Below are 22,608 nucleotides of genomic sequence, written 5' to 3'. Positions count from 1 at the left end.
GCCCTCGGCCGTCCCGAACGCGCCCTGACGCTGCTGGAGCATGCGCGCGGCCTGCTGCTGCGTGAGGGCCTGGGCGGCCGTGACGGCCTCGACGGGCTGCGCCGCGCCGACCCGGCGGCGGCCGACGAGTTCGTCCTGCTCAGGGCGGAGCTGAACGCCTCCGACCAGACGAGCGTCGACCTCTACCACCAGAGCCACGGGAGCGTCCCGGCGGCGGCTCCGCGCAGCGGGCGGGCCCGGCGGCACCGGCAGCTCGCCGAGCGGTGGGAGACGCTGCTGGGCCGCATCCGCGCTCTTCCCGGCCTGGAGGGCTTTCTGCTGCCGCCCGCGATCGAGTCCCTGCGCCGCAGCCCGGCGGGCGGGCCGGTCGTCCTGATCAACCCCGGCCCGTCCCGGTGCGACGCGCTGATCCTCACGCGCGACGCCTCCCCCCGCGCCCTGCGGCTGAACTGCGACTACGCCGAACTGCGCGAGCGGGCCCGCGCCTTCCAGCGGCTCCCGTCCGCCGCACCGCCCCCGTCCGGTGGCCCCTCGCGGCCGGACGAGGCGCAGCTCCTCGACCACCTGGCCTGGCTGTGGGACCGTATCGGCCGGCCGGTCCTGGCCGAGCTGGGCCTGCTGTCCCCCGCACCGCGCCCCGCGCGGGACGCCCCCAGGATCTGGTGGTGCCCGATCGGGGTGGCGGCGTTCCTGCCGCTGCATGCCGCGGGCCGGTACGGCGACGCGGACCCCGGCGACGCCGTCATGGACCACGTGGTCTCCTCGTACACGTCCACGGTGCGGGCGCTCCTGCCAAAGGGCGGCGGCACCGGCACCGGGGCCGCGAGCCCGCCCGCGGCCCGCCGCGCCGAGGTCCTGCTCGTCGAGGTGGGCGAGGCGCCGGGGACGCGCGCGCTTCCGGGGGTCCGGTTCGAGGGCGAGCGGCTCACCGAACTCGTACCCGGTCTGACCCCGCTCGCCGGCACCCGGGCCACCCGGGAAGCCGTGCTCGCGGCGCTGCCCCGGCACGACATCGCCCACTTCGCCTGCCACGCCGTCACCGACCCCCGGTCCCCGTCCCTCAACCGGCTGCTGCTGCACGATCACGCGTCGGCCCCGCTCACCGCGATCGAACTGTCGGCACTGGACGTTCAGCACGGTGGCCTGGCCTACCTCTCGGCCTGCGAAACGGCGCGGTCGAACGAGCGGCTCGCCGACGAGGCCGTGCACATCGCCACCGCCTTCCAGCTCGCCGGCTACCGCCATGTCGTCGGCACGCTCTGGCCGGTCGCCGACAGCGCCGCCGGACGCATCGCGGACGACTTCTACACCGGCCTCGCCCCGTCCTTCCACCCCGGCGAGGCGGCCAGGACCCTCCACCGCGCCGTCCACGCCCTCCGCACCGACGCCCCGGACGAGCCATCGCGCTGGGCCGCGCACATCCACCTCGGGAGCTGACTTGTCCCTTAACCTCTGAGGCTGTCGCGCTCGATGATGCTCCCGGGCCGTCTGGTCGTTGTCCCGAACGTCGTCGTGGGTCGTGGGGCGGCGGTTGTGCAGCGGAACACCAAGACGTGGTTACGCAGTGGAGTTCCTTGGCCCGCCACCTGCTGATTGCCAAGCGAGCGGCCCCCGGACGTTGCTCGGGCACCAGGGTTTCGACGGGGGGTGGGAGCTGACGCCGACCCCGCGCGCCGATCCCGGATCCGGCCGGTCCGCAATCGGCCGTACGGAGCGCTTCGGACCGGTGGGTACTCCGGTCGCAGCTGACCGGGCTCGCCGACCTCGTCCACGCCCTCACCGCCCGTGTCCCCGGCACGCGCGGCGTCTACGCCGGCCGGGGGTCCTGATGCGCGGGCGACCCGCTGTCGCTGCGTCAGGCTCCTTTTGTTCGGGACTGGTTCAGGCCCTGGGTCACCGTGTGCGGCGAAGGCATGGCTTGTTCCACGGTGTCTACTACGGTGACTCGGCCTCCGTCGCCGGGATCGGGGTCGGGCACGATCGATTCCGGGTCGACGAGGTAGACCTCATGACCGTCCAGCGTGAGCCGACGCGTGACCTCCAGGAGCATGCGCCGTGCCACGTCGTCGATCGAGTAGACCATCGTGAGGTCCACGGCCACCCTGACCTCCGGGGGCGCAGAGTTCACGGCCTCCCGGACAACCCGCTCGGCTCCGGCAAAGCCGATCCCGCCTTGCAGTTGGAAGACCCGCAGCGCGGTCGGTCCGCTGCCGACGACATGGTTGGAGCGCACGACCGCACGCGCAGCGGCCGGGACCCCCATCACATGCAGACCCATGTCGGAGGAGAACCGTTCGAACAGGGACACCCCGCGAACGCTGTTCCCGTGGGGATCCAGACGTGGGGAGAACGTGGCGATGCCGATCTGACCGGGGAGCGCACCGATCAGGCCCCCGGCCACGCCGCTCTTCGCGGGAATGCCGACCTGGGTCGCCCAGTCACCGGCCGCGTCATACATTCCGCAGGTGAACATGACGCTGAGCACCTGACGCACCACCGGTTCCGGGATCACTTGCTCACCCGAGAGAGGGTTCGCCCCACGGTTGGCCAGTGTCGCGGCCATCATGGCCAGGTCCCGCGCGGTGACGAGCACGGAACACTGTCGGGTGTAGCCGTCGACAACGGCCCTCGGGTCCTCGGTGAGGATGTTGTGGCTGCGGAGCATGTGGGCGATGGCGAGGTTGCGGTGCGCGTGCTCCATCTCCGACGCGCACACCGCCTCGTCCGTCCTCAGCCGACGGCCGGCGAAGGCCGAGAGGCCGCGGACCACGCGCTCCACGCGCTCTGCCGGATTCAGGTCCTCGGAGCCGGCCAGCGAGTGAGTGGTGATCGCACCGGCGTTGATCATGGGATTCAGGGGGCGCCCGGTGTCGCTTTCGAGGGAGATCTGGTTGAACGCCTCTCCCGATGGCTCGACACCGATTTTGGCGAGCACAGGGTCGAATCCCCGGTCAGACAGTGCAAGGGCATATGCGAACGGTTTGGAGATCGATTGGATGGTGAACTCGGTATCGATGTCACCGGCGCCGTAGACCTCGCCTTGAACCGTGGCGAATACCGCGCCGAGGCGTTCGGGATCCGCTGCTGCGAGCTCGGGGATGTACCCTGCCAGCTCTCCGGACGTATCCGACTCCACATCTCCGAGTGCCTCGGTCAGATAGTCGGGAATGACTGACCGCATTCATCCTCCTCTCATCAGATGCGCAACTTCCTGGCTGCGTACGCCGCACAGATCTATCACGCGATGCGCAAGAAATCGGATCTCATTCCTGTGTGGCGCGCGTGACCGGTGCGAAGTCGGACGGTGTCGCCCGGCGGAACGCGCCACCGTTCGCCGTGAATTCATCGCCGTGCTTCTTGAGATGGCGAGCGAACAGCGGGCACACAGGCACCACGGTGAGGTCCCTCCCGATGCTGTCCTTGAGCGCCTCACGCGCGGTGCCTGCTCAGCGGGAGGGCGAGGATCACCACGTCGGCGGCCTCCGCGGCCTTGGCCGGCCACACGGCGGTCGCTCCGGGGGTGAGAACCCCGGCGGTCAGCGCGATCTTCGCGGGATCGCCCGACCCGGAGATCAGGACCCGGATCGCGTGGGCGATCTTGGTCGCGACCGTCCCGACCGAACCGACGTGCAGCGAACCGCGCTCCACCCCGGTGCCGAACTCCGCGCGACGGATCGGCGGCCAGCCGCGCAGGGCACCGATCCGGGTCGAAGACCTCCGGCAAACCGTGGACGCATTCGGCGGCGTGCAGGCAGCGCCTGGCCTCGAAGGTCACGGTGATCGACTTGCCCTGGTACGTCTTCTTCTGGGTTCCGCTGCTCATACCGCCTCCGTTGCCGCTGTGCCCGGCTGTTCAGTCACTGACGTTGCTGCGGGACTGATACAGCAGGTCCTGGTACTCGGGGTGCCGGGCGATCCACCCCGCGACGAACGGGCAGGTGGCCAGCACCCGCAGGTTCGCGGCGCGCGCGTCATCGAGGGCGGTGCGAGCCAGCGCTGCCCCAACGCCCCTGCCCTCGTGCTCCGGCGAGACCTCGGTATGGACGAACGCGACGAGGTCCGTCGTACGGATGTATTCCGCGACGCCCGCGGCCCTGGACTCTCCCTCGACCCGGGCCTCGTACCGCTTGGCCTCGGGAACGTCGCTCACTTCCACTGACATGTGTCCTCCATACACCTTCCGTGTGGGCCTTGTTCCAAGCCGACGCCCCCGACCGGCTGTTGTCCGCGAGGGAACCGGTCGGCGACAGCAGTACCCGGTACGGATGGGAGCGGGCCCGGCAGTTGTGTCAGGCGCTGCTACCGGCGCGCTCGGCGAGGAGCTGCATCTCCCAGGCGAAGGCCACACCGGATGCGCCGCCGTGCTGCGCCTGGACCTCGGCGACGCCCGGTACGGTCTTCTCGCGGGCCCAGTCACGCTGCCACTCGCCCATCACGGCCTGCCAGGTGTTGATGAAGGTCCTGTTGATCGGCTTCTGCTCCGGGAACACGTCCTGCAGCCCCTGGACGAGGTAGCCGCCGCGCTCCTCCAGCACGGTCGTCAGGATGGTCGGCACGTCGAACACCTTGGCGGCCTTGGCGAGACCGACGACGTTGTTCACGACCATCGCCGGTTCGTGGCTGTTCAGGTTGGCGAACTGGAACGGCTGGTGGTCGATCAGTACGAGCACGCTCTCCTCGGGCGTCAGCAGCGCGTCGAGTCCGGCCTTGTTCCCGGTGCTCATGGGATTCCCCTTCTGGAGCTTCATGCCAGAGGGCTGTCAGGCGGTACGCCGAAGGCTCGATGCCTGCAGCGCACCCCATACGGGCTGACCTCCTGACGGCCCCGCATCATCTAGTTGATGCGACAACTAAGCTAGGTTGCGAGTACTTGATACGTCAACCAGCCGCTGGGGGGAGCGACTTTCCGGGGGGACGGCACCCGGTCCGAGCTGCGCCGTTACGCTCACTCCATGAACGCAACGCCTCGCTGGCTGACATCGGAGGAGAAGACCGCCTGGGACAGCTTCATCCACCTGCAGGAGAAGCTCATCGGACGGCTTTCCCGCCGAGTCCAGGCCGACTCCGGGATGTCCGCATCCGACTACACCGTGTTGGTCAAACTCACCGAACCCGGCGGCGGGCGGATGCGCTTCATGGACCTGGCGAAGCTGGTGGAGTGGGAGAAGAGCCGTATGTCCCACCAGGTCAGGCGGATGACGAAGCGCGGACTGGTGAGCAGGGAGGACTGTCCCGACGACGGGCGCGGAGCATTCATCGTCGCCACCGCGGCCGGTTACAGGGCGATCGAGGACGCCGCGCCCATGCACGTCCAGCACGTCCGCCGACTGTTCATCGACGCCCTCACTCCTGAAGACCTCCGCGCGCTCGCCCGGATCTCGAACCGTGTCCTCGCGCACATGGAGAAGCAGACCGACTGACCGATCGGACAGCAGACCGCTACAGCTCCAGGGCCCGTCGTGGAACGGTGCTCCAGCCGCTTGAAACAGTGGCGGGCGGTTTCCGACGGCAGCCTCGCCGCCCCCTGCGTCACCACGCCGGCCGGTGACGGCACCTACGGTTTCCGCGTTCGTGAACGGCGTTCCAGTTGGGTGCGTTCTCGTTGGCTGCGTTCATGCTCCGGGTCCTCGGGGCGGGGGGCCAGAGGATGCGGTGGGTGGGGTGGGGAGGTGTGGCGGAGTTCGGCGCCGTACTGGTCGGTTGTCTGGAGCAGTGTTTCCCCGGTGGGTTCGGACTGGGGCCAGATCATCAGGAGGTAGTCCTCGACGGGTTCTTCTGTCGTGCCGTCGGGAAAGGTGTCCCGGCCCCGGGCGTGGACGCGCAGCCGGTAGGTGCCGGGCCCCGAGGGGGTCAGTTCGGGCAGTTCGGGAAGCTCGTCCTGGGGTGAGGCCACCTTGAGGTGGCCGTCGGGCGATTGAAGGGAGACCTCCACGACCTCGTCCCAGCCGGCGAGGCCGACTGTCTGAGGTGGTGCGTGCCGTATGTCCACGGTGACGGAGACCGCGCCGGTGTGGATGCCGGTGATGACCACGGCGGCTCCCCGCCCGGTCACGGTGACCAGACCGTTGGTTGCCTGGGGGGCGTCGCCGGGCAGTTGAGCGGTGTCGACGATCCAGAAGGCGTGGTGGTCGGCCTGGACCACTGCTGGGCCGGACGGGTGTGGCCCGGTCATGGAGGCTCCCTGGTTGCTCGCTGCCTGTTATGGGGTGATGTCGACGTGGAAGGAGTCCGCGTCGGTCCGTTGCGTCGTTGACGGCAGCACGCGTTCCGTGACGTAGAACCGGTTCAGGGCCCGGCCTCCTTCACGGTTCTGCGTGGCGTCGATCATGCAGACGCTGTAGCCCTGGGGACCGGTGCCGACCGGTTCGCTGATGCTGCACTGGACGCGGTCGTAGGTCCGGGCGGGCCCCCGGCCGTGGGGTTGCGCCGTGGAGGCGCCCTGCCAGGTGGAGGCGAAGGGGTACTCGTCGCAGGTCTTGCCGGCAGGGCGGGGATAGGACCCCGGTCCGCGGGGGCAGGACCGGTCACGGTTCTGCCTCAGCAGGGTGCCGGTGGTCCGCTGGAGCGGTTCGCCGGCACGTGCTCCGGGCAGGCCGGATGCCTGTGCCTCAGCGATGTGCTTGGCCAGTTCGGGATAGGGCCCCGTGCGGCTGTACTGCATGGTGGGGACGTAGTCGGGGAAGACCACTCCGGCCCGGGTCGGTCCGGGCAGAGCGTGGTCACCCCGCACCCGCGGGGGGCTCACCGTGATCGGGGTGCTCGGCGTGATCCACAGGGGGGCGTTGTACTGGTAGGTCCACTCGGTGTCGGCGTGGCCGACGGCTCCCCTGGTGGTGGCGGTCGAGTTGAAGTACGACTCGCCGTCCTGCAGGCGGTTGGTCCGCATGAACTGGGGCGGGAACTGGGACCGGTCCAGCGTGCATGACCCGGTGCACGAGGCACGCCCCGAGACGATGGCGAACCCGACCCTCCCCCAGCTTGCCTGGGTCTTGCTGACCTGAATCTGGTTCGCCCATACAGTGAGGTCCGAGACGGTGTAGGAGTAGTTGTACTCGACCGTGTGCAACTGGCCCACCAGGCCGCCGCGCGGGTCGAGCACATTGACCGTCACAGACCGGATCGCACACGCCCGCGTGCGGGTGAACAGCCAGCCGTTGAAGGCGTTGTCGATGCACCATTGCGGCAGGTCGAGGACGGCCTGCGTGGAGACGTCGTTGGCCAGCTGCGCCCTGGCCTGCTTGACCGGCCCCGGCTCCACACAGGTGGCGTACTTGCCCGGATGTTTCCTGACCAGTTGGTCAAGCTTTGCGCGCACTTCCTGACAGTTGCTGGTCACTGCCGCGTCCGCCGCTGTACCGGCCCGCCGGGGAGAGCTGCGGTCATCGGCGGCCACGGCGGACGGCTTCTGCGGTGAGGAGTTGCCGTCGTCGGCCAGCGCCTGGGCGGGTAGGAGCGCCAGCAGTAATCCCGCCAACGCCGCGAGGGTGCCCCCAAGTCTGTTCATGTGGATGCCTTTCGTCATGCCAGTGACTTGTTCCGGTCATGACAGACTACGAACCGGGCGGCACTCCCAGTGCTTCTCCTCACAAAAGGCAATTCGGTCACAGGAAACCTTCTCTTCCGAAAGATCCCCTTCCGCCCCAGAGGGTCAGACCGCATATTCGACCGAAGTACCTGTTCGTGTGTCGGAGCACGACCTCAGCTCCCCACCCGCAGGCAAAAGAAAGTACCCGGCTGTATCGCGGACGAGACCACGGTTCAGGATCATGATCGAGATCGTCGGGTCCAGCCGGAGACTCGCATGGTGAGCCGTAGCGTATCGCCCTTGTCGGTTGAACAAGATGGAGACCGCACTCGACACCGAGATCGCGCAGATGTCTTCGAGGCGTCGTTTCTGTCTGGCCCGGACGAGGAAATGGATTCGATGTGCAACCTCAGTGTTTTTACTGGCACTTCCCTGAGAAATGTGCAGGGACTGCCGGGCCGGAGGCGGTGCCCTGATGGATATGGGCTACCACCACCTCCTCGACCTGCTCATCTGATACCTCGGCCTGCCCGACCGCATCCTGGCCGACACCTCCACGGCCGCCCGTCCCGACGCGGACTACGACGCCGAGGACACCGCGGTGGACCCACCTCGGCGACCGTCCTGTGCTCGCCGACGTCGACGGCGCGGACAGCGCGATCTGGAGCCGGCCCCGGCGTTTTCTCCCACCACGGTCCCATCACGGTCCCACCACGGTCCCACCACGGGGTCGGTGGAGAGGACGAGTCCAGTTGCGGAGTTGCACAACCGGACCGTCCCGGGCGCGCGCCGCGATCGACGTGCCACTCCCCTGGTCACCGGAAGCGGCGTCTGCACGGCCCGCCGTAACGGGATGTGGTGTGCTGTCCGCAACGCAGGACGAACCTGTGGGTCGATGAGGGAAGGACTGGCTTCGCCGGGGTCGGCGGGCCGGTGCGGGGAGGCAAGGGTGGGACAGACGCTTCATGCCGTCGACGTGGCGGGACCGGCTCGTTGGCGGTGGGTGCTGACGTCCGCCTCCGGGCGGGTGCTGGGGGACCATCAGGTCTCGCTGGACACGGACGGGGCGGAGTACGAGGCATTCCGCGATCTGCGGTCCTACCTTCGACGGCAGCGGTTACCGCATGATCCGGTCGGCTCCGAGACCGAAGCCGTCCGGCGGTTGGGGACATGGATCGGCAGCGAAGTCTTCGGAAGGCTCGGTGAACAGCTCTCCGGCACGGTCCGTGTCGTGGTGCCCCGGGAGGCGGAGTTCCTGCTGTCCCGGCCGCTGGAACTGGCCCGGGTGAACGGTGTCGTGCTGGCCCGCCGACAGGTGTGTCCGGTGTACGAGCTGCCCGGCGTGGCATCGCCGGGCGACAAGGAGCCAGTCGGGGAGAGCCTCCGCATCCTGGCACTGTTCTCCATGCCGTCCCGGACGTCGGTCCTCGACCTGCGCCGGGAGCGTCGCGAGCTGGAGACGACCGTACGGCGGATCGCGTCCCGGTCGCGCAAGGCGATCGAACTGCGCGTGCTGCAGTACGGGGTGACCCGGGAGCGGCTCGCCGAGGCGGCCGAGGAGTTCCCGGGCTGGGACGTGCTGCACGTGGCCGGCCATGGACGCGCGGCCGCCCTGCTGCTGGAGCGGGCCGACGGTGAGCCGGATCCGGTGTCCACCGGGGAACTCATCGAGCTGCTGTCGCCTGCCCGGGACCGGTTGAAACTGGCCGTGCTCTCCGTGTGCGACTCGGGCGCCGCGATGGCCGCCGGCACCCTGCACACCCTGGGCCTGCACGACGCCGCCGACCAGGTCGAACAGGACGAGGCGCAGTCGGAAGGGGGGCCCGGTGGAGGTCGGGTCGGGCTGGCCCGGGGGCTCGTGACGGAGCTGGGCGTGGCGGCGCTGGCGATGCGCTACCCGGTCGCGGACGGATTCGCGGTGGCGCTGACCGGGGAGCTGTACCCGAGGCTGCTCGGTGCGGGGCAGCCGGTGGACCGCGCGGTCGCGCTGGCCCTGCCCCGAGCGGTCGGCGAACAGCCGTCGGCCGGGCGGCCGGCGGCGTCGATCGGCACCCCGGCGCTGTTCGGCGCCTCGGCGGCGGGCCTGCGGCTGGCGCCGCCGCCGGGAAGGGTGACCCTGGATCCGTACGCGGAGCGCATGGCGTGGTTCCCGCCGGAGCCGGAGCGGTTCGTCGGCCGGAGCAAGGTGCTCGTGGAGAGCAGCACCGCCCTCGCGCCGGACAGCGGCCTGGCCGGGGTGCTGTTCACCGGCATGGTGGGGACGGGCAAGACGGCCTGTGCCCTGGAGCTGGCACACCAGCACCGGAGCCGGTTCGCCGCGTTGGCCTGGTGGCAGGCACCCACGACGCCGGATGAGTTCCACGGGGCACTCGGCGGCTTCGCGGAGGCGATGGAGACCCAACTGGACCTCCCGATGCGGCAGGCCGTCGCGAGTGAGCAGGCGCTGCGGCGGTTTCTGCCCCGGCTGTCCGCGCTGCTGCGCGAAAACGCCGTGCTGCTGGTGCTCGACCATCTGGACACCCTGCTCTCGCAGGCCGGTACGTGGCGCGATCCGATGTGGGGGCTTCTGATGGAGGCGCTGCTCGGGCACGGCGGGCTGTCCCGCACGGTGCTGACCAGCCGGACCGCGCCGGCCGACGCCGGCCACGCCGGGGTGCTCACCCTGCCGGTTCATCCCCTGTCCGCCGCCGAGGCCGTGCTGCTCGCCCGCGAACTGCCGCACCTGAGCCTGATGCTGCGGGATGTGTCCGGTACCGAACGCGCCGGCGTCCACGACGTCGGCACCCGGGCGCTGGCCCGCCGGGTCCTCACCATCACCCAGGGCCACCCGACGCTGCTGCGGCTCGCCGACGCGGCGGCAGCCGAACCGGCGCGCCTGTCGGCGGCGCTGGCAGCCGCCGAGACGGCGGGCCCTCAGGCCCCGCTGACCGCGTTCTTCACCACCGGGGGCAGTGACCTGGACGGCGGCCACTTCGTGCGGTTGCTGGCCGTGTGGAGCGATGCCGTCCTGGCCGGTCTGCCGGCACCCGCAAGGACCCTGGCCGGACTCCTCTCCCGCATCGAGAGCGACCACCGCCGGCCCTGGGTCGTCGACGAAGTGTGGCCGATGATCTACAAAGTGCGGCACGGTGCCGACGCCCCGCCGCTGGACGAGGCGCTGCAGCCGCTGCTGGCCACCGCCCTCGTGGAGTACGAGCCCGCCGCGTCCGGCGACTCCGGGGCCCTGTCGCACTACCGGCTGCACCCGGGCATCACCGAGGCGGTCCGGACCGGCACCGACGCGAAACTGGCCGAGATCGTGGACCAGGCGCTGATCCTCTATCTGAGGACCATGTACGAGGAAGCGGAGGAAGCCGAGGACGCGGGCCGCGGTCTCGGCACCGTCCTGGTCTGGCTCGGTCTGGGCGCCGTACCGTACCTGCTGCGCCAGGGCGCGCGGGACGAAGCCGCCTCACTCATCGACGCGGTGACCGACCGGGACCTGTCACCGGAAACGACGCACCAGGCCCTGGGGCACCTCCGCCACATACTCGACGACGCGTCCCGTCCCGACCAGCACCTCGTGCATGAGGGCCTGTACGCCAAGGTGCTGTCCCGAATCGATCCGGAAGAGGCGGGCGCCCTGCTCCACGATGTGATCGTCGCCGCCCTCAGCGGCGACCGGTACACGCTCGCCTGGTCGGCCGCCGGTGATCTGGCGGCGCTGCTGCGGAGGACCGGCAATCTGGCCGACGCCCTCTCCGCGGCCGATCTCAGGGTGGAACTCTCCCGGAGCGCCGGTTTCGGTCCCTGGACCGAAGCGGCCGACGCGTGCCTGCGCCTGGAGATCCTCGACGACATGGGCGAGCACGCCCGTGCTCTCGGTGAGGCGACGGCGCTGCTGGACCAACTGGAGACCCTGCCCGCCGAGTCCTCCCGTCCCGAGGCCGTCACGTCGGTGAGCGTGCGCGAGGTCGCGCTCAGTACGGCGCTCGGTCCTGCCACCGGCCTGGAGAACTGGCCCCTGTGCCTCCGCTTGAGCCGGCAGATCCAGGACAGCCACCTGCGGCGGGGCGCGCCAGCACACGAACGCGCCCGCCTGCGGCTGAACGACGCGGTGCCCCTGATGCGGCTCGGCCGCTACGGCGAGGCCGAGCGGACACTCCTGGACTGCCAGACCGTCTTCGAGGCGGCGGACGACATCGGGCTGCTCGGCGCCGTGTTCAGCGCCCGTGCCGAACTGGAGGACCTGCGAAGACGCCCCGATGACGCGGTCACCCTGGCGCAGGCCGCCCTGCGTTACCTCTACCGGCTCCCGCAGCCCGGGGCACTGGCCCAGGGACACGACGCTCTCTCCCGGTACCTGGCCCAGGCCGGCCGTCGCCCCCAGGAGGCGGCCGCCCACAGGTTCGCGGCCGTCATGCTGCGCAACGCGACCGAGTGGGCGTCCGCCGGTGCCACGATCGTGGACATCGGTGATCTGCGCGAATTCGGCGCCGAGTTGCTGCCCGCCACCGTCGACGAGCTGATCACTCGCGTCGAGCGGGTACCGGAGATCCGGTTCGGCGCGGCTCTCGAACGACTCGTCCCGGAACCGACCGAGCGGGAAGCGCACTTCAACGCCTGCTTCCCCTTCGCCGGACCAGTGGTCCTCCAGGCTCTGGAGGAATGGGACCAGGGCAGGGGCGCACTGCGTGAAGCGCTGCACCGCGCGACCGACGGCGAGCGTGGCGAGAGCCTGTTCGAAGGCTTGGACGAGGTCAGCACCGATCTGATCAACATGCACCTTGCACAGATCGATGATGAACCATCCCCGTGATCAGCACCAGAATGCCCGTACCGACCGGCGCGCCCTGACCGGTGCGACCTGCCCTCGGCGGAGCCGGGTACCGTCCGGCCGGGCGAGGAGGCGGGAGCCGGCCCGGCGACGGCCGCCGGGGGCGCGAGCCGGCCCGGCGGCGGCGAAAGCGGAGACAGGCGCACGGGGGTGCCCTCACTGATGGCGAGCTGTACGGCGGGGAGGACAGCGGCGACGCCCTGATCTCCGATGAAGGAGAGCCGCAGCCCGCCACCCCCAACACCCAGCGACTATTCGGGAATTGGATATCCGCATCGCCGTTCCGGCGTTCCCGCGCGGGACTCGCAGGAAGAGTATCGAGCCCATGTTCTGCCCCTGATGCTCTGACGGGAGTAATCGCATGGACAACGTGTCACGCCGGAAAGTTCTGCTGGGCAGTGCGGCGCTCGGTGGCGCGGCTGCGGCCGGTATCGGCCCGCTCGCCGCCCCCGCGACCGCTCGGACCGCCGCATCCGGCCCGGCGGTGACCGTGACCCCCGACGACCTCCGCTATCCCGACCTGGTCTCCGGCAGCAACGGCCGCTGGCGTGGCAGCCCCGGGGCCATCCGCGTGGCGCTGGACACGAAGCAGGTCGTCGGCGCGGTCCAGGAAGCCGTACGGGCCGGAAAGCGCATCTCCATCCGCAGCGGCGGTCACTGCTACGAGGGTTTCGTCTTCAATTCCGAGGTCGAGGTCGTCATCGACATGTCGGCCATGAACTCCGTCTCGTACGACAAAAGGCTCCGCGCCTTCGCCGTCGAGTCCGGATGCACGCTCTGGGAGGTCTATCAGGAGCTGTACCGCGTGTGGGGCGTGACCGTGCCGGGCGGCACATGCGGTTCCGTCGGTGCCGGCGGGCATATCTGCGGCGGCGGCTACGGGATGCTGTGCCGGCAGGCCGGACTGACCGTCGATCACCTCTACGCCGTGGAGGTCGTCGTGGTGGACGGGAACGGCCGGGCTCGCGCCGTGCTCGCCACCAGCGAGGAGAACGACCCGCACCGCGAGTTGTGGTGGGCGCATACCGGTGGCGGCGGCGGCAGTTTCGGCGTCGTCACCCGCTACTTCCTCCGCACCCCGGGCACCGGGCACCTCCCGCCCGAGGAGCAGTTGCCGAGGCCGCCCGCCCAGGTGTACCTCCACTCGCAGTCCTGGCCCTGGAGCGACATCACGGAGGGCCGCTTCCGCACGCTCCTGCGGAACTACGGCGCGTTCCACGAGGAGCACAGCGCTCCCGACTCGCCTTACGCGGGCCTGTTCAGCATGCTGGTGCTCAGCACGGCGGCGAGCGGCCAGATCTCCATGTCCACCCAGATGGACGCCACCCGGCCGGACTCCGCGCGGCTGCTGGGGGATTTCCTCGCCGAGATCGGCGCCGGGATGGGCCGTCCGCAGCCGATGGCGCGGCGCGCGGGTGAGCTCCGGGCGACGCCGGAGCTGTTCACCGCGCAGAAGCGGCCGTGGCTCGCCGCGACCCGGGCGAACTCCGGCTCCGGCTGGGGCGGGCGCGGGGACTACAAGTCGGCGTACCTGCGCCGGGGCTTCCCCGACGAGCAGATAGCCGCCGTCTACCGGCACCTGACCGGGACCAAGCTGACCAACGCGCTGCTCCAGGTCGACTCGTACGGCGGCCAGGTCAACGCGGTGGCGTCGGACGCGACCGCGGTGGCGCAGCGCGACTCGGTGCTCAAGCTGCAGTACCAGGCGTACTGGCGCGAGCCGGCCGAGGAGGCCGCGAAGCTCGCCTGGATACGCGGCATCTACCGCGACGTCTACGCCGACACGGGCGGCGTCCCGGTTCCCGGCGAGGTCACCGACGGCTGTTACGTCAACTACCCGGACATCGACCTCGCAGCGCCCGAGTGGAACAGCTCCGGCGTCCCGTGGCACGACCTCTACTACAAGGAGGGCTACGCCCGGCTGCAGCAGGTGAAGCGGCGCTACGACCCGGGCGACGTCTTCCGCCACGCCCAGTCCGTACGCCTGCCGGACGCGGGATGAGCGCCACGTCACGAGGCATTCCGAATGGGTCTCATTCCCCTCGCGTATGAGAGCTGACGTGCGCACCGTGCCTGTGTTCAATCAGGTTCATCGCATCCGAGTCGAACACCGGAGGAGACGGCTGTGCACGATGACCGCGTGGCGGAACCCAGCGGACGAACCGTGGTGGTGACCGGCGGGACCAGCGGGATCGGTGCCGCGATCGCGGGGCGGTTCGCGGCCGACGGCGACGACGTCGTCGTCGCGGGGCTCGACGCGGAACGCGCCGCGGGCACCCTGCCGGAGCAGGTGCGCGCCGTGCCTCTCGACGTCCGGCGGGACGGTGAACTCCACGACTTCCTCACCGGGTTCGACGAGTTGCACGTGCTGATCAACGCCGTCGGCGTCATCGCCCGCGGGCGGGAGTTCGAGCCCGAGGTCTTCGCCGACGTCGTCGGGGTCAACCTCACCGGCACCATGCGCTCCTGCGTCGCCGCGCGGCGGGCGCTGGCCGGTTCCGGCGGCTGCATCGTCAATATCGCGTCCATGCTGAGCTTCTTCGGCGGCGGGCGGGTGCCCGCGTACAGCGCCAGCAAGGGCGGCGTCATGCAGCTCACCAAGTCGCTTGCGGTCGCCTGGGCGGATCAGGGAATCCGGGTGAACGCCGTCGCACCCGGGTGGATCCGCACCGGACTGACCAGCGATCTGCACGAGAGCGCCGAATCCAGCAGGCGCATCCTCGACCGCACACCGATGGCCCGCTGGGGCACGCCCGCGGATATCGCCGGGGCCGTCTCCTTTCTGGCGGGCCCCGACGCGGCTTTCATCACCGGCGCCGTACTGGCAGTCGACGGCGGATATCTGGCCACGTGAACAGAAAGTCAGCTCCAAGCTCCACCGCGAATTGCGGGAAAGGACCGATGATCATGGCCATAATTCCGACCTCCGCCGCCGTGCCGCCGGAGATCGCCGTAGCCGCACTGCCCGAAGACGACCGGGTCTGGGTGCCACAGGCGCCGAACGTATGGTTCCGCCCGCTGATGTTCAACACGGTGACCGGGCAGTGGTGCAACCTGCTGAAGGTGACCGCCGCCGGCATCGTCTCCCGGCACCGGCATCCAGGCGTCGTCTTCGGCTATGTACTCAAGGGCAAATGGCAGTACCACGAGCACGACTGGGTCGCGGAGGCAGGGCACTTCGTGTACGAGCCGCCCGGGGAGATCCACACCCTTGAGGTGCCGCAGGACTGCCCCGAGATGATCACGTTCTTCAATATCACCGGTGCCATGGCGTACGTGGACGCGAACAGCGAGCAGATCGGCTACGAAGACACCTTCACGAAGATCGAGATGTGCCGGGCCCACTACGAGAAGAACGGGCTCGGCGCCGACTACGCGGACCAGTTCATCAGGTAGCGCACGTCAGGGGCCGGTGGAAGCGCTTGCATCACACCGCTATACCTACCGGTCGGCCGAGGGTATCGTCTGGACGATCTCGATGATCGGAGGACGTCCATGGACCTCAACAGCGTGCACCACTACCGCATCGACTGGATCACGAGCTTCGTGGCGGTGGCCCACCACGGCAGCTTCTCGGCCGCGGCCAAGTCCCTCTACCGCTCCCAGCCACGGGTCAGCAGCCATGTGGCCGCTCTGGAGCGGCTGGTGGGCCGGCGGCTCGTGGACCGTTCGGTGCAGCCCTCGATCCTCACTCCCGAGGGCCGCGGACTCCTCCCGCACGCCGAAGAGATCATCCGACGCCTGGACATGCTGGCCGGGACCGCCGCGGGAACGGTGTGCGGCACGGTTCGGCTCGGCTGCTACCCGAGCGTCGCGGCGTATCTGTACCCGCGGGTGGTCCGGGCACTGCGGTCGTCCCATCCGCAGATACGTCTGGTGCTGCACGAGGGCCCCAGCCTGGAGTTGGGGGCGCAGCTCGCGGACGGGGGCATCGACATGGCCGTCCGCCCGCTGCACCCGCTGGTCAACTCCCACCGGGTGACCAGCCAGGTGCTGTGGCGTGAGCCGCTGGTCGCCGTGCTCCGCACGGATCATCCGCTCGCCGCCGCGGACGGGGTGACACTGGCACAGGCCGCCCGGCTGCCGGTGATCAGCATCGGGGAGAGCGACGACGGCCACAGCCGTCAGTACGAGACCAACCTCGCGTTCGCGAACATGGACCTGCACCCGGTCGTCTCCGAACGCACCAACCAGCCGCAGACGTTGATCTGCCTGGTCCGGCACGGCCTCGGCGTCGGTATCACCAACGCCCTGGCCATGACCACCGCGGACACCGACGGCGTCTCGCTCGTCCCCCTCGTCGACGCGGGCTGCCAGCGCGTCGTCGCCGCCTGGTGGCGGCTGAACGAGGACCCCTCACCCGCCGTGGAGGCGGTACGGGACTGCCTGAGCCGGCTCGACCCGCCGAAGTGGCCGTGGCCGGCGGCGAGCGGCGCCGCGGCGGAGCCGCTGCCGACCGCCGGTTAGCCGGCACCCGCCCGCATCCGCTTCTCGAATACCCGCATTCGAGCCCGATAACTGACCGCTCCGGCATTCCGCTCCTACGGTATTCCTGTCCGACGTCACAGGGTCGGCCGAGTAGTTCCAGAAATGCGTTCTGGAATGTGCTGCCAGCAGAACGGAGCCCATACGACATGACCACGAAGATTCCCGCCGAGACGGTCACGGCATTCCACAGCATCGCCACCGCATCGGTGGCCGACGCGGTGGAACAGATGGGACGACGCGGCTACCTGTCCGGCAGCATCCGGCAAATGCTCGCCGGCAAGCTCGTCGGCCCCGCGGTCACGGTGCTCGAAGTGCCCTCCCCCGACCCGGTCCCGCCCGGCCACGCGCTGCGGGCCATCGACGAGTCGGATCCCGGCAGCGTCGTCTGCATCACCGCCGGAGGCGCCGATGTCGCCGTCTGGGGCGGCCTGATGTCCGCCGGTGCCGTCGCCAACGGGATCGCCGGCGCGGTCCTGGACGGATGCGTGCGCGATGTCGAGGAGATCCGCCGCGACTACCCGGATTTCCCGGTCTACGCCCGCGGGAGCGTGCCCGCGACCACCGTGGGCCGCTATCGCACGGTGTCACTCAACGAGGCCGTGGAACTGGGCGGCGTGTCCATCCGCCCCGGGGACCTCATCGTCGCCGACACCGACGGAGTGGTGTGCGTACCGGCTGAGCTCATCGACGCGGTGCTCGTCGCCGCCCAGGAGATCGAGCAGCGGGAGCGGGAACAGACCGCGCTGATACTCGAATCGGGGTCGCTGGCGGGCGGCCTCGCGAAGTACAACCGGATCTAGCCGTGGAGATCCTCGCGGTCGGCGAGCCGCTCCTTGAGTTCCACACCAGAACCGCCACGTCGCCACGGGTCCAGGAGGCGGACGCCTTCGGCGTCGGATACGGCGGCGACACCTCCAACTTCGCGATCGCCTCGCAACGCTCCGGCGCCCGCACCGGGTACGTCACCAGGATCGGCGACGACGACTTCGGCACGGCGCTCCTGCGCCTGTGGGAGCGGGAGGGGGTCGGTACGGATCATGTGGTCCGGGAGGCCGGCGGGCGGACCGGCATCTACTTCATCTCCCGCTCGGAGTCGGAGAGCAGGTTCACCTACTACCGCGCCCACTCCCCCGCCAGCCGCCTCACTCCCGCGGACATCCCGGCCGACTCCGTCCGACGGGCCCGGCTGGTCCACCTCACCGGCATCACCCAGGCGATCAGCACCAGCGCCTGCGACGCGACCTTCCACACCATGGAGCTGGCCCGTGAGAGCGGGACGCTGATCAGCTACGACCCGAACCTGCGGCCCGCCCTCTGGCCGGCCGAACGCGCTCGCGCCGTGGTCATGCGCAGCGTCGAGTTGTGCGACATCGCGCTGCCCAACCTTGAGGAGGGCCGCTTGCTCACCGGAGCCGACAGCCCCGAGGACGTGCTCGACGCCTTCGTGCGCCGAGGCCCGTCGATCGTGGTGCTGAAGATGGGCGCACAGGGAGCGCTGCTGGCCCACGGGGGCGCGGTGACGCACATCGCGCCGCACCCGGTGGACGCGGTGGACGCCACCGGGGCCGGCGACACCTTCGACGGCGTGTTCGCGGCCCGGCTGCTGGACGGCGCGTCCGCGCAGGAGGCCGCCCGCCATGCGGCGGTCGCGGCGGCGCTCACCACGACAGGACCCGGCGCGGTCACCCCGATCCCCCACCGCGACGTTGTGGAAGCGGCGCTCGCCGGCGGTCAACCGCCCGTCAGGCAGTCCAAACCGATCAGGAGATGAGTCATGTTGCGCGCGAAACGTCACGTTGCGGTGGCGGCTTGCTCGGGCATTTTGCTGCTCGCCGGGTGTTCCGGCGGGTCCACCGTCGACGACGAGGTATCCGGCGGCGACGGCCCGGCCCCTACCAAGGTCAAGGCCGGATACGTGTCCGCGATCGACCAGATCAGCCTGCCGGCCGGGCTTGAGGCGGGCTACTTCGACGAGCAGAACCTGAACGTGAAGCTCAGCGACCCGTTCCCGACAGGCGTGGACGCGCTCAACGCGCTACAGGCCGGCGAGGTCGACTTCGTACAGGTCGGCACGCCCGCCATCGCCGCGGCCCAGGAAGGCATCGATCTCGTCCTGGTGGGCAACTACACGGGCTCCGCCAGCCGGCAGAGCATCGACGAGACCATGGCCGTCGTGGCGGCCCCCAAGTCCGGAGTGGACGGCGACGACCTCAAGACCCTGCGCGGCAAGCGCATCGGCGTCTCCGAAGGCTCCATCAACCACCTGTACCTGCTCGGGCTGCTGGAGCAGGCCGGTCTCAAGGCGGGCGACGTCAAGGTCGTGAACACGGGGCCGCCGGACATGGCGGTGGCGCTCAAGTCCGGCGGTATCGACGTCGCCATCGTCTGGGACCCGTTCCCGATGCAGATCACCCAGCAGGTGGACGGTGCCAAGGAGGTGCTGCGCGGCGGCGGCCACATCCCGTTCGTGGGCTACATCGTGACCACCCGTGCATACGCGGCGAAGCACCCCGACGTCGTCGAGCGCTTCCTCACCGCGCGGGCGACGACGGACCAGTGGATGCGCGAGAACCCGGAGAAGGCCACCCAGTCGGCGACCCGCTGGCTGCCGGGTACGAAGGAGGACGTCGCCCGGCAGTCGATGAAGCACAACGTCAAACAACTCGACCCGCGCTTCTCCGCCTGCAACTACCTCGCGCTCGACACCCTCGCCCGGCTGCTGGCCGAGCACGGCAAGGCGAAGTCCGGCTTCGACGTCAACAAGTACTTCCAGCCCGGCGCCATGCTTGAGGTGATGGGCAAGAAGAAGACGCTCTTCAAGGACCTGCCGGCGGTGCCGGACTCCGCCCTGATCGGCAAGGACTACACCTTCGACCGTAAGAGCGCCACAAAGGCGTGCCCCTCGTGACGGCGCCACCCATGAAGGCGGTCCCGCGGCGCCCGCCCCGGCGCGGCGCGCGCGACACCGCCGCCGGGCGGGTGTCCTCCGCCCTGTGGTTCTGCGTGCCGCTCGCGGCGATGGTGGCGGTGTGGGCGGTCGTGGTGGCGGTCTCGGACGTGCCGATGCGGACCTTCCCGCAGGTCACCGATGTGGCCGGGGCGCTGAGGGACATGTGGGCCAGCGGGGACCTGCTCCGTCATCTGGGCGCCAGCCTGCGGCGTATGGGGATCGGGATGGCGCTGGCGCTGGTGACCGGGCTGCCGTTCGGCATCGTGCTGGGCGCCAGTCCCGCCCTGTCCGCGTTCTTCTCGCCGCTGCTGCGGTTCTCGGTGTCGCTCGCCGGGATCGCGTGGATACCGATCGCCACGCTCTGGTTCGGGTACGGCGACCGCGCCGTGATCTTCATCGTGTGGAACTCGATGTTCTTCGCGCTGACGTACAACGCGATGCTCGGCGTCCGGCAGATCCCCACCCAACTGCTCCGCGCCGCGCGCAGCATGGGCACCGGCAGGCTGCGGATGTTCTGGGAGATCCTGCTCCCGGGTGCCCTGCCCAGCATCGTGACCGGCCTGCGGGTCGGCCTGGGGTACGGCTGGCGCGGCCTGGTGGCGGCCGAGATCATCGCGGGCAGCGCGGGCCTCGGATACGCCCTGTTCCAGGCGCAGAAGTACTTCCATACGGACGTGATCATCGCTTCCATGGTGATCATCGGCGTGCTGTGGCTGCTGATGGACCGGCTCCTGCTGGCGCCGCTGGAGCGGCGCACCGTCGAGCGCTGGGGAACGACGGGAGCGCGGGACTCATGACATCGACAGTCTTCCCAACGGAAGAGAAGCGCGGCTCCCACGGCGGCAAAGGCGCCGGCCCGGGGCCCCGTCCCGGAGTGGCGCGGCGCGTCTGGCTCAGGTGCACCCGCAGCGGAACCTTCCGCACGCTCGGCCCCTTCGTGCCGGTGGTCGCCCTCTGGTGGCTGCTCGCCTCGCTGGAGGTGTTCCCGGAGTCCTTCTTCGTCGGTCCGCCCGCCGTGGTCGACAAGCTCGGCGAGATGCTGGAGAAGGGCATCCTGCCCGGCTATCTCTCCGACTCGCTCACACGGCTGGCGTACGGCGTCGGCTTCGGCCTGCTCATCGGGCTGCCGCTGGGCTTCGCCGTGGCGATGTTCACCCGGCTGCGCCGCTTCTGCTGGCCCATTCTGCTGTTCTTCCAGGCCATCGCGGACATCGCCTGGCTGCCGATCGTCATCGTGTGGTTCGGCTTCGGCCTGACCTCGGTGACGTTCGTCCTCACCTACACGATCGTCTTCCCGCTGATGCTGAGTATCGTCGCCGGTGTCGAGCAGGTGCCGCGCGAACTCGTCCGGGCGGCGCGCAGCCTGGGCGCCGGGCGATGGCGGGTGTTCCTGGAGGTGATCGTGCCCGGGGCGCTGCCCTCCGTCGCCGGCGGCATCCGCACCGGGCTCGGCTACGGCTGGCGGGCCCTGGTGGCCGCCGAGATCATCGTCGGCACCAGTGGCGTCGGCTTCATGATGTTCGACGCCCGCCGGACGGGCGACATCAGTCAGGTGTTTCTGGGCATGGCGGTGCTCGGCGTGCTCTGGTACGCGCTGGACGCCCTGATTCTGGCCCCGTTCGAGCGGGCGACCGTCGAACGCTGGGGGATGGTACGCACGATGGAGGACGACGGATGACAGCACTTCGGATCGACAGCCTGCACAAGGCGTATACCGACTCCTACAGCGGTGAGGAGGTCACCGCCATCGAGGATGTCTCCTTCGAGGTGGAGCAGGGGGAGTTCGTCTCCGTACTGGGGCCCAGCGGCCGCGGCAAGACCACCGTCCTCAACATCGTGGCGGGGTTCGTACGGAAGACGGGCGGCACGGTCGTCGTCGACGGCCGTCCGGTCGACGGGCCGGGCCCCGACCGGGGCGTCGTCTTCCAGAGCCATGCGCTGTTCCCGTGGAAGACGGTGCTGGGCAACGTGGTTTTCGGCCTGCGCATGCGCGGAGTGCCACGCGCCGAACGCAACGCCAGGGGGAAGGAGTTCCTGGAGCTCGTCGGGCTCGACGGCTTCGGCCACCGGTATCCGCACGAGCTGTCCGGCGGCATGCAGCAGCGCCTCGGCGTGGCCCGGGTGCTCGCCAACGAGCCCGCTGTCATGCTGATGGACGAACCGTTCGCCAGCATCGACGCGCAGACCCGCCGCAAGCTGCAGGAGAACCTGACGGAGATCTTCCAGGAGCGGCGGCCGACGGTCTTCTTCGTCACCCACGACGTGGACGAGGCGGTGTTCCTCTCCGACCGGATCGTGGTCCTGTCCCGCCGGCCCAGCCGGGTGCGGGAGATCGTCGACGTGCGCATACCCCGGCCGCGCACCTGGCAGGAGACCGCGGAGCTGCCGGAGTTCCGCCGTACCGCGAACAAGGTCAACGAGTTCCTGGCGGGAGATGAGGACGATGCCGGTCCAGTCGTCGCTTCCGCGTAGGGCCGCGAAGAGCCCGACACTCCGCAAGATCGCGGTGGTGATCCTGCTCGTGGTCGCGTACCAGATCTGGCTGTCCGTGCAGGCCCAGGGGAAGGCAGGGGCCGGTGTCGGCGAAGAACGGGACGCCCGCGGCCGGTTCTCCGTCGACGTCCGGCTCGGCTTCACCCCGGAGCGCTACCACATCCTGCAGTTGCAGAAGCACGGCCGTATCGCAGGCACCGAAGGGCACGTGGTGCAGCTGCGCAGCGTGGCGCCGGCCGGAGTCGACGCGCTGGCCCGCTGGTACTGGGTCGAGAGCATCGAGGCGCCCGAGGGAGGTGTGTCCCGGAGGTGAGGCACAGCCGTCGGCCGCGGGCT

General features: G+C 69.9%; 20 protein-coding genes and 1 pseudogene. 14 read left to right on the top strand and 7 right to left on the bottom strand.

Going from position 1 to position 22,608, the window contains the following annotated elements; genetic code table 11:
- Positions 1 to 1,437, top strand: a 1,437-nt coding sequence (locus ACWF94_RS08815) for a CHAT domain-containing protein (RefSeq protein ID WP_453486086.1), incomplete at its 5' end; no start/stop codon positions are given.
- Between the two features lie 418 nt (positions 1,438 to 1,855).
- Here the strand turns inward: ACWF94_RS08815 and ACWF94_RS08810 are convergent.
- From ACWF94_RS08810 to ACWF94_RS08790, 5 genes and pseudogenes are all read right to left on the bottom strand, one after another.
- Complete coding sequence (locus tag ACWF94_RS08810) at positions 1,856 to 3,181, bottom strand: glutaminase (protein WP_453486085.1); 1,326 nt, start codon at positions 3,179 to 3,181, stop codon at positions 1,856 to 1,858.
- 248 nt (positions 3,182 to 3,429) lie between these two features.
- A complete protein-coding gene (locus ACWF94_RS08805) occupies positions 3,430 to 3,648 on the bottom strand; it encodes an NAD(P)-binding domain-containing protein (RefSeq protein WP_453486084.1) in 219 nt (72 codons plus the stop codon).
- 91 nt (positions 3,649 to 3,739) lie between these two features.
- Positions 3,740 to 3,823, bottom strand: a pseudogene (locus ACWF94_RS08800) ((4Fe-4S)-binding protein); the annotation flags it as partial.
- 30 nt (positions 3,824 to 3,853) lie between these two features.
- On the bottom strand, positions 3,854 to 4,162 hold the full coding sequence (locus tag ACWF94_RS08795) for a GNAT family N-acetyltransferase (protein WP_453486082.1): 309 nt from the start codon (positions 4,160 to 4,162) through the stop codon (positions 3,854 to 3,856).
- Positions 4,163 to 4,289: 127 nt separating this feature from the next.
- Entirely contained in the window at positions 4,290 to 4,724 is a 435-nt protein-coding gene (locus ACWF94_RS08790) for a hypothetical protein (RefSeq protein WP_453486081.1), read from the bottom strand.
- A gap of 228 nt (positions 4,725 to 4,952) precedes the next feature.
- Here ACWF94_RS08790 and ACWF94_RS08785 point away from each other — a divergent pair, with 228 nt between their 5' ends.
- A complete protein-coding gene (locus tag ACWF94_RS08785) occupies positions 4,953 to 5,420 on the top strand; it encodes a MarR family winged helix-turn-helix transcriptional regulator (protein WP_453486079.1) in 468 nt (155 codons plus the stop codon).
- A gap of 134 nt (positions 5,421 to 5,554) precedes the next feature.
- Here ACWF94_RS08785 and ACWF94_RS08780 read toward each other — a convergent pair whose 3' ends face one another.
- Together ACWF94_RS08780 and ACWF94_RS08775 are read right to left on the bottom strand one after the other, a co-directional pair.
- Positions 5,555 to 6,172 carry a hypothetical protein gene (locus ACWF94_RS08780; protein ID WP_453486077.1) on the bottom strand — a complete coding sequence of 206 codons (618 nt, stop codon included), beginning with the start codon at positions 6,170 to 6,172 and terminating at the stop codon, positions 5,555 to 5,557.
- A 27-nt stretch (positions 6,173 to 6,199) separates the two neighbouring features.
- The gene (locus tag ACWF94_RS08775) at positions 6,200 to 7,504 is read right to left on the bottom strand and encodes a NucA/NucB deoxyribonuclease domain-containing protein (RefSeq protein WP_453486076.1); all 1,305 of its coding nucleotides are present in this window, start codon (positions 7,502 to 7,504) and stop codon (positions 6,200 to 6,202) included.
- A gap of 970 nt (positions 7,505 to 8,474) precedes the next feature.
- On the opposite strand from ACWF94_RS08775, the gene ACWF94_RS08770 reads away from it, so the two are divergent.
- The 12 genes from ACWF94_RS08770 (at position 8,475) to ACWF94_RS08715 (ending at position 22,585) form a co-directional block, all read left to right on the top strand.
- Complete coding sequence (locus tag ACWF94_RS08770) at positions 8,475 to 12,323, top strand: hypothetical protein (protein WP_453486074.1); 3,849 nt, start codon at positions 8,475 to 8,477, stop codon at positions 12,321 to 12,323.
- 379 nt (positions 12,324 to 12,702) lie between these two features.
- A complete protein-coding gene (locus tag ACWF94_RS08765; protein WP_453486072.1) occupies positions 12,703 to 14,343 on the top strand; it encodes an FAD-binding oxidoreductase in 1,641 nt (546 codons plus the stop codon).
- 123 nt (positions 14,344 to 14,466) lie between these two features.
- On the top strand, positions 14,467 to 15,195 hold the full coding sequence (locus ACWF94_RS08760; RefSeq protein WP_453486071.1) for an SDR family NAD(P)-dependent oxidoreductase: 729 nt from the start codon (positions 14,467 to 14,469) through the stop codon (positions 15,193 to 15,195).
- Positions 15,196 to 15,248: 53 nt separating this feature from the next.
- The gene (locus ACWF94_RS08755) at positions 15,249 to 15,737 is read left to right on the top strand and encodes a 2,4'-dihydroxyacetophenone dioxygenase family protein (RefSeq protein ID WP_453486069.1); all 489 of its coding nucleotides are present in this window, start codon (positions 15,249 to 15,251) and stop codon (positions 15,735 to 15,737) included.
- Positions 15,738 to 15,836: 99 nt separating this feature from the next.
- A complete protein-coding gene (locus ACWF94_RS08750; protein ID WP_453486067.1) occupies positions 15,837 to 16,808 on the top strand; it encodes a LysR family transcriptional regulator in 972 nt (323 codons plus the stop codon).
- Positions 16,809 to 16,975: 167 nt separating this feature from the next.
- A complete protein-coding gene (locus ACWF94_RS08745; RefSeq protein WP_453486066.1) occupies positions 16,976 to 17,629 on the top strand; it encodes an RraA family protein in 654 nt (217 codons plus the stop codon).
- 2 nt (positions 17,630 to 17,631) lie between these two features.
- Positions 17,632 to 18,600 (top strand): sugar kinase, encoded by a 969-nt coding sequence (locus ACWF94_RS08740; RefSeq protein ID WP_453486064.1) that lies wholly within the window; start codon positions 17,632 to 17,634, stop codon positions 18,598 to 18,600.
- A 3-nt stretch (positions 18,601 to 18,603) separates the two neighbouring features.
- The gene (locus tag ACWF94_RS08735; RefSeq protein ID WP_453486062.1) at positions 18,604 to 19,737 is read left to right on the top strand and encodes an ABC transporter substrate-binding protein; all 1,134 of its coding nucleotides are present in this window, start codon (positions 18,604 to 18,606) and stop codon (positions 19,735 to 19,737) included.
- Complete coding sequence (locus ACWF94_RS08730) at positions 19,734 to 20,576, top strand: ABC transporter permease (RefSeq protein WP_453486060.1); 843 nt, start codon at positions 19,734 to 19,736, stop codon at positions 20,574 to 20,576. Before ACWF94_RS08735 ends, ACWF94_RS08730 begins: the two co-directional genes overlap by 4 nt.
- Positions 20,573 to 21,457, top strand: a complete 885-nt coding sequence (locus ACWF94_RS08725) for an ABC transporter permease (protein ID WP_453486058.1) — start codon at positions 20,573 to 20,575, stop codon at positions 21,455 to 21,457. Before ACWF94_RS08730 ends, ACWF94_RS08725 begins: the two co-directional genes overlap by 4 nt.
- Positions 21,454 to 22,251: an ABC transporter ATP-binding protein gene (locus ACWF94_RS08720; RefSeq protein WP_453486056.1), complete on the top strand. Its 798-nt coding sequence runs from the start codon at positions 21,454 to 21,456 to the stop codon at positions 22,249 to 22,251. Before ACWF94_RS08725 ends, ACWF94_RS08720 begins: the two co-directional genes overlap by 4 nt.
- Positions 22,223 to 22,585 (top strand): hypothetical protein, encoded by a 363-nt coding sequence (locus tag ACWF94_RS08715; RefSeq protein WP_453486054.1) that lies wholly within the window; start codon positions 22,223 to 22,225, stop codon positions 22,583 to 22,585. Before ACWF94_RS08720 ends, ACWF94_RS08715 begins: the two co-directional genes overlap by 29 nt.
- The last annotated feature ends 23 nt before the right edge of the window (positions 22,586 to 22,608 follow it).

This window comes from Streptomyces sp. NPDC055078 (genome assembly GCF_053607985.1).
This window is presented reverse-complemented; position numbering and strand designations above follow the sequence as displayed.

Coding starts and splice junctions, on each gene's coding strand:
- ACWF94_RS08785 (WP_453486079.1), top strand. CDS start 4,953: ATGAACGCAACGCCTCGCTGGCTGACATCGGAGGAGAAGACCGCCTGG.
- ACWF94_RS08720 (WP_453486056.1), top strand. CDS start 21,454: ATGACAGCACTTCGGATCGACAGCCTGCACAAGGCGTATACCGACTCC.
- ACWF94_RS08810 (WP_453486085.1), bottom strand. CDS start 3,181: ATGCGGTCAGTCATTCCCGACTATCTGACCGAGGCACTCGGAGATGTG.
- ACWF94_RS08755 (WP_453486069.1), top strand. CDS start 15,249: ATGGCCATAATTCCGACCTCCGCCGCCGTGCCGCCGGAGATCGCCGTA.
- ACWF94_RS08765 (WP_453486072.1), top strand. CDS start 12,703: ATGGACAACGTGTCACGCCGGAAAGTTCTGCTGGGCAGTGCGGCGCTC.
- ACWF94_RS08775 (WP_453486076.1), bottom strand. CDS start 7,504: ATGAACAGACTTGGGGGCACCCTCGCGGCGTTGGCGGGATTACTGCTG.
- ACWF94_RS08715 (WP_453486054.1), top strand. CDS start 22,223: ATGCCGGTCCAGTCGTCGCTTCCGCGTAGGGCCGCGAAGAGCCCGACA.
- ACWF94_RS08750 (WP_453486067.1), top strand. CDS start 15,837: ATGGACCTCAACAGCGTGCACCACTACCGCATCGACTGGATCACGAGC.
- ACWF94_RS08790 (WP_453486081.1), bottom strand. CDS start 4,724: ATGAGCACCGGGAACAAGGCCGGACTCGACGCGCTGCTGACGCCCGAG.
- ACWF94_RS08795 (WP_453486082.1), bottom strand. CDS start 4,162: ATGTCAGTGGAAGTGAGCGACGTTCCCGAGGCCAAGCGGTACGAGGCC.
- ACWF94_RS08735 (WP_453486062.1), top strand. CDS start 18,604: ATGTTGCGCGCGAAACGTCACGTTGCGGTGGCGGCTTGCTCGGGCATT.
- ACWF94_RS08745 (WP_453486066.1), top strand. CDS start 16,976: ATGACCACGAAGATTCCCGCCGAGACGGTCACGGCATTCCACAGCATC.
- ACWF94_RS08780 (WP_453486077.1), bottom strand. CDS start 6,172: ATGACCGGGCCACACCCGTCCGGCCCAGCAGTGGTCCAGGCCGACCAC.
- ACWF94_RS08725 (WP_453486058.1), top strand. CDS start 20,573: ATGACATCGACAGTCTTCCCAACGGAAGAGAAGCGCGGCTCCCACGGC.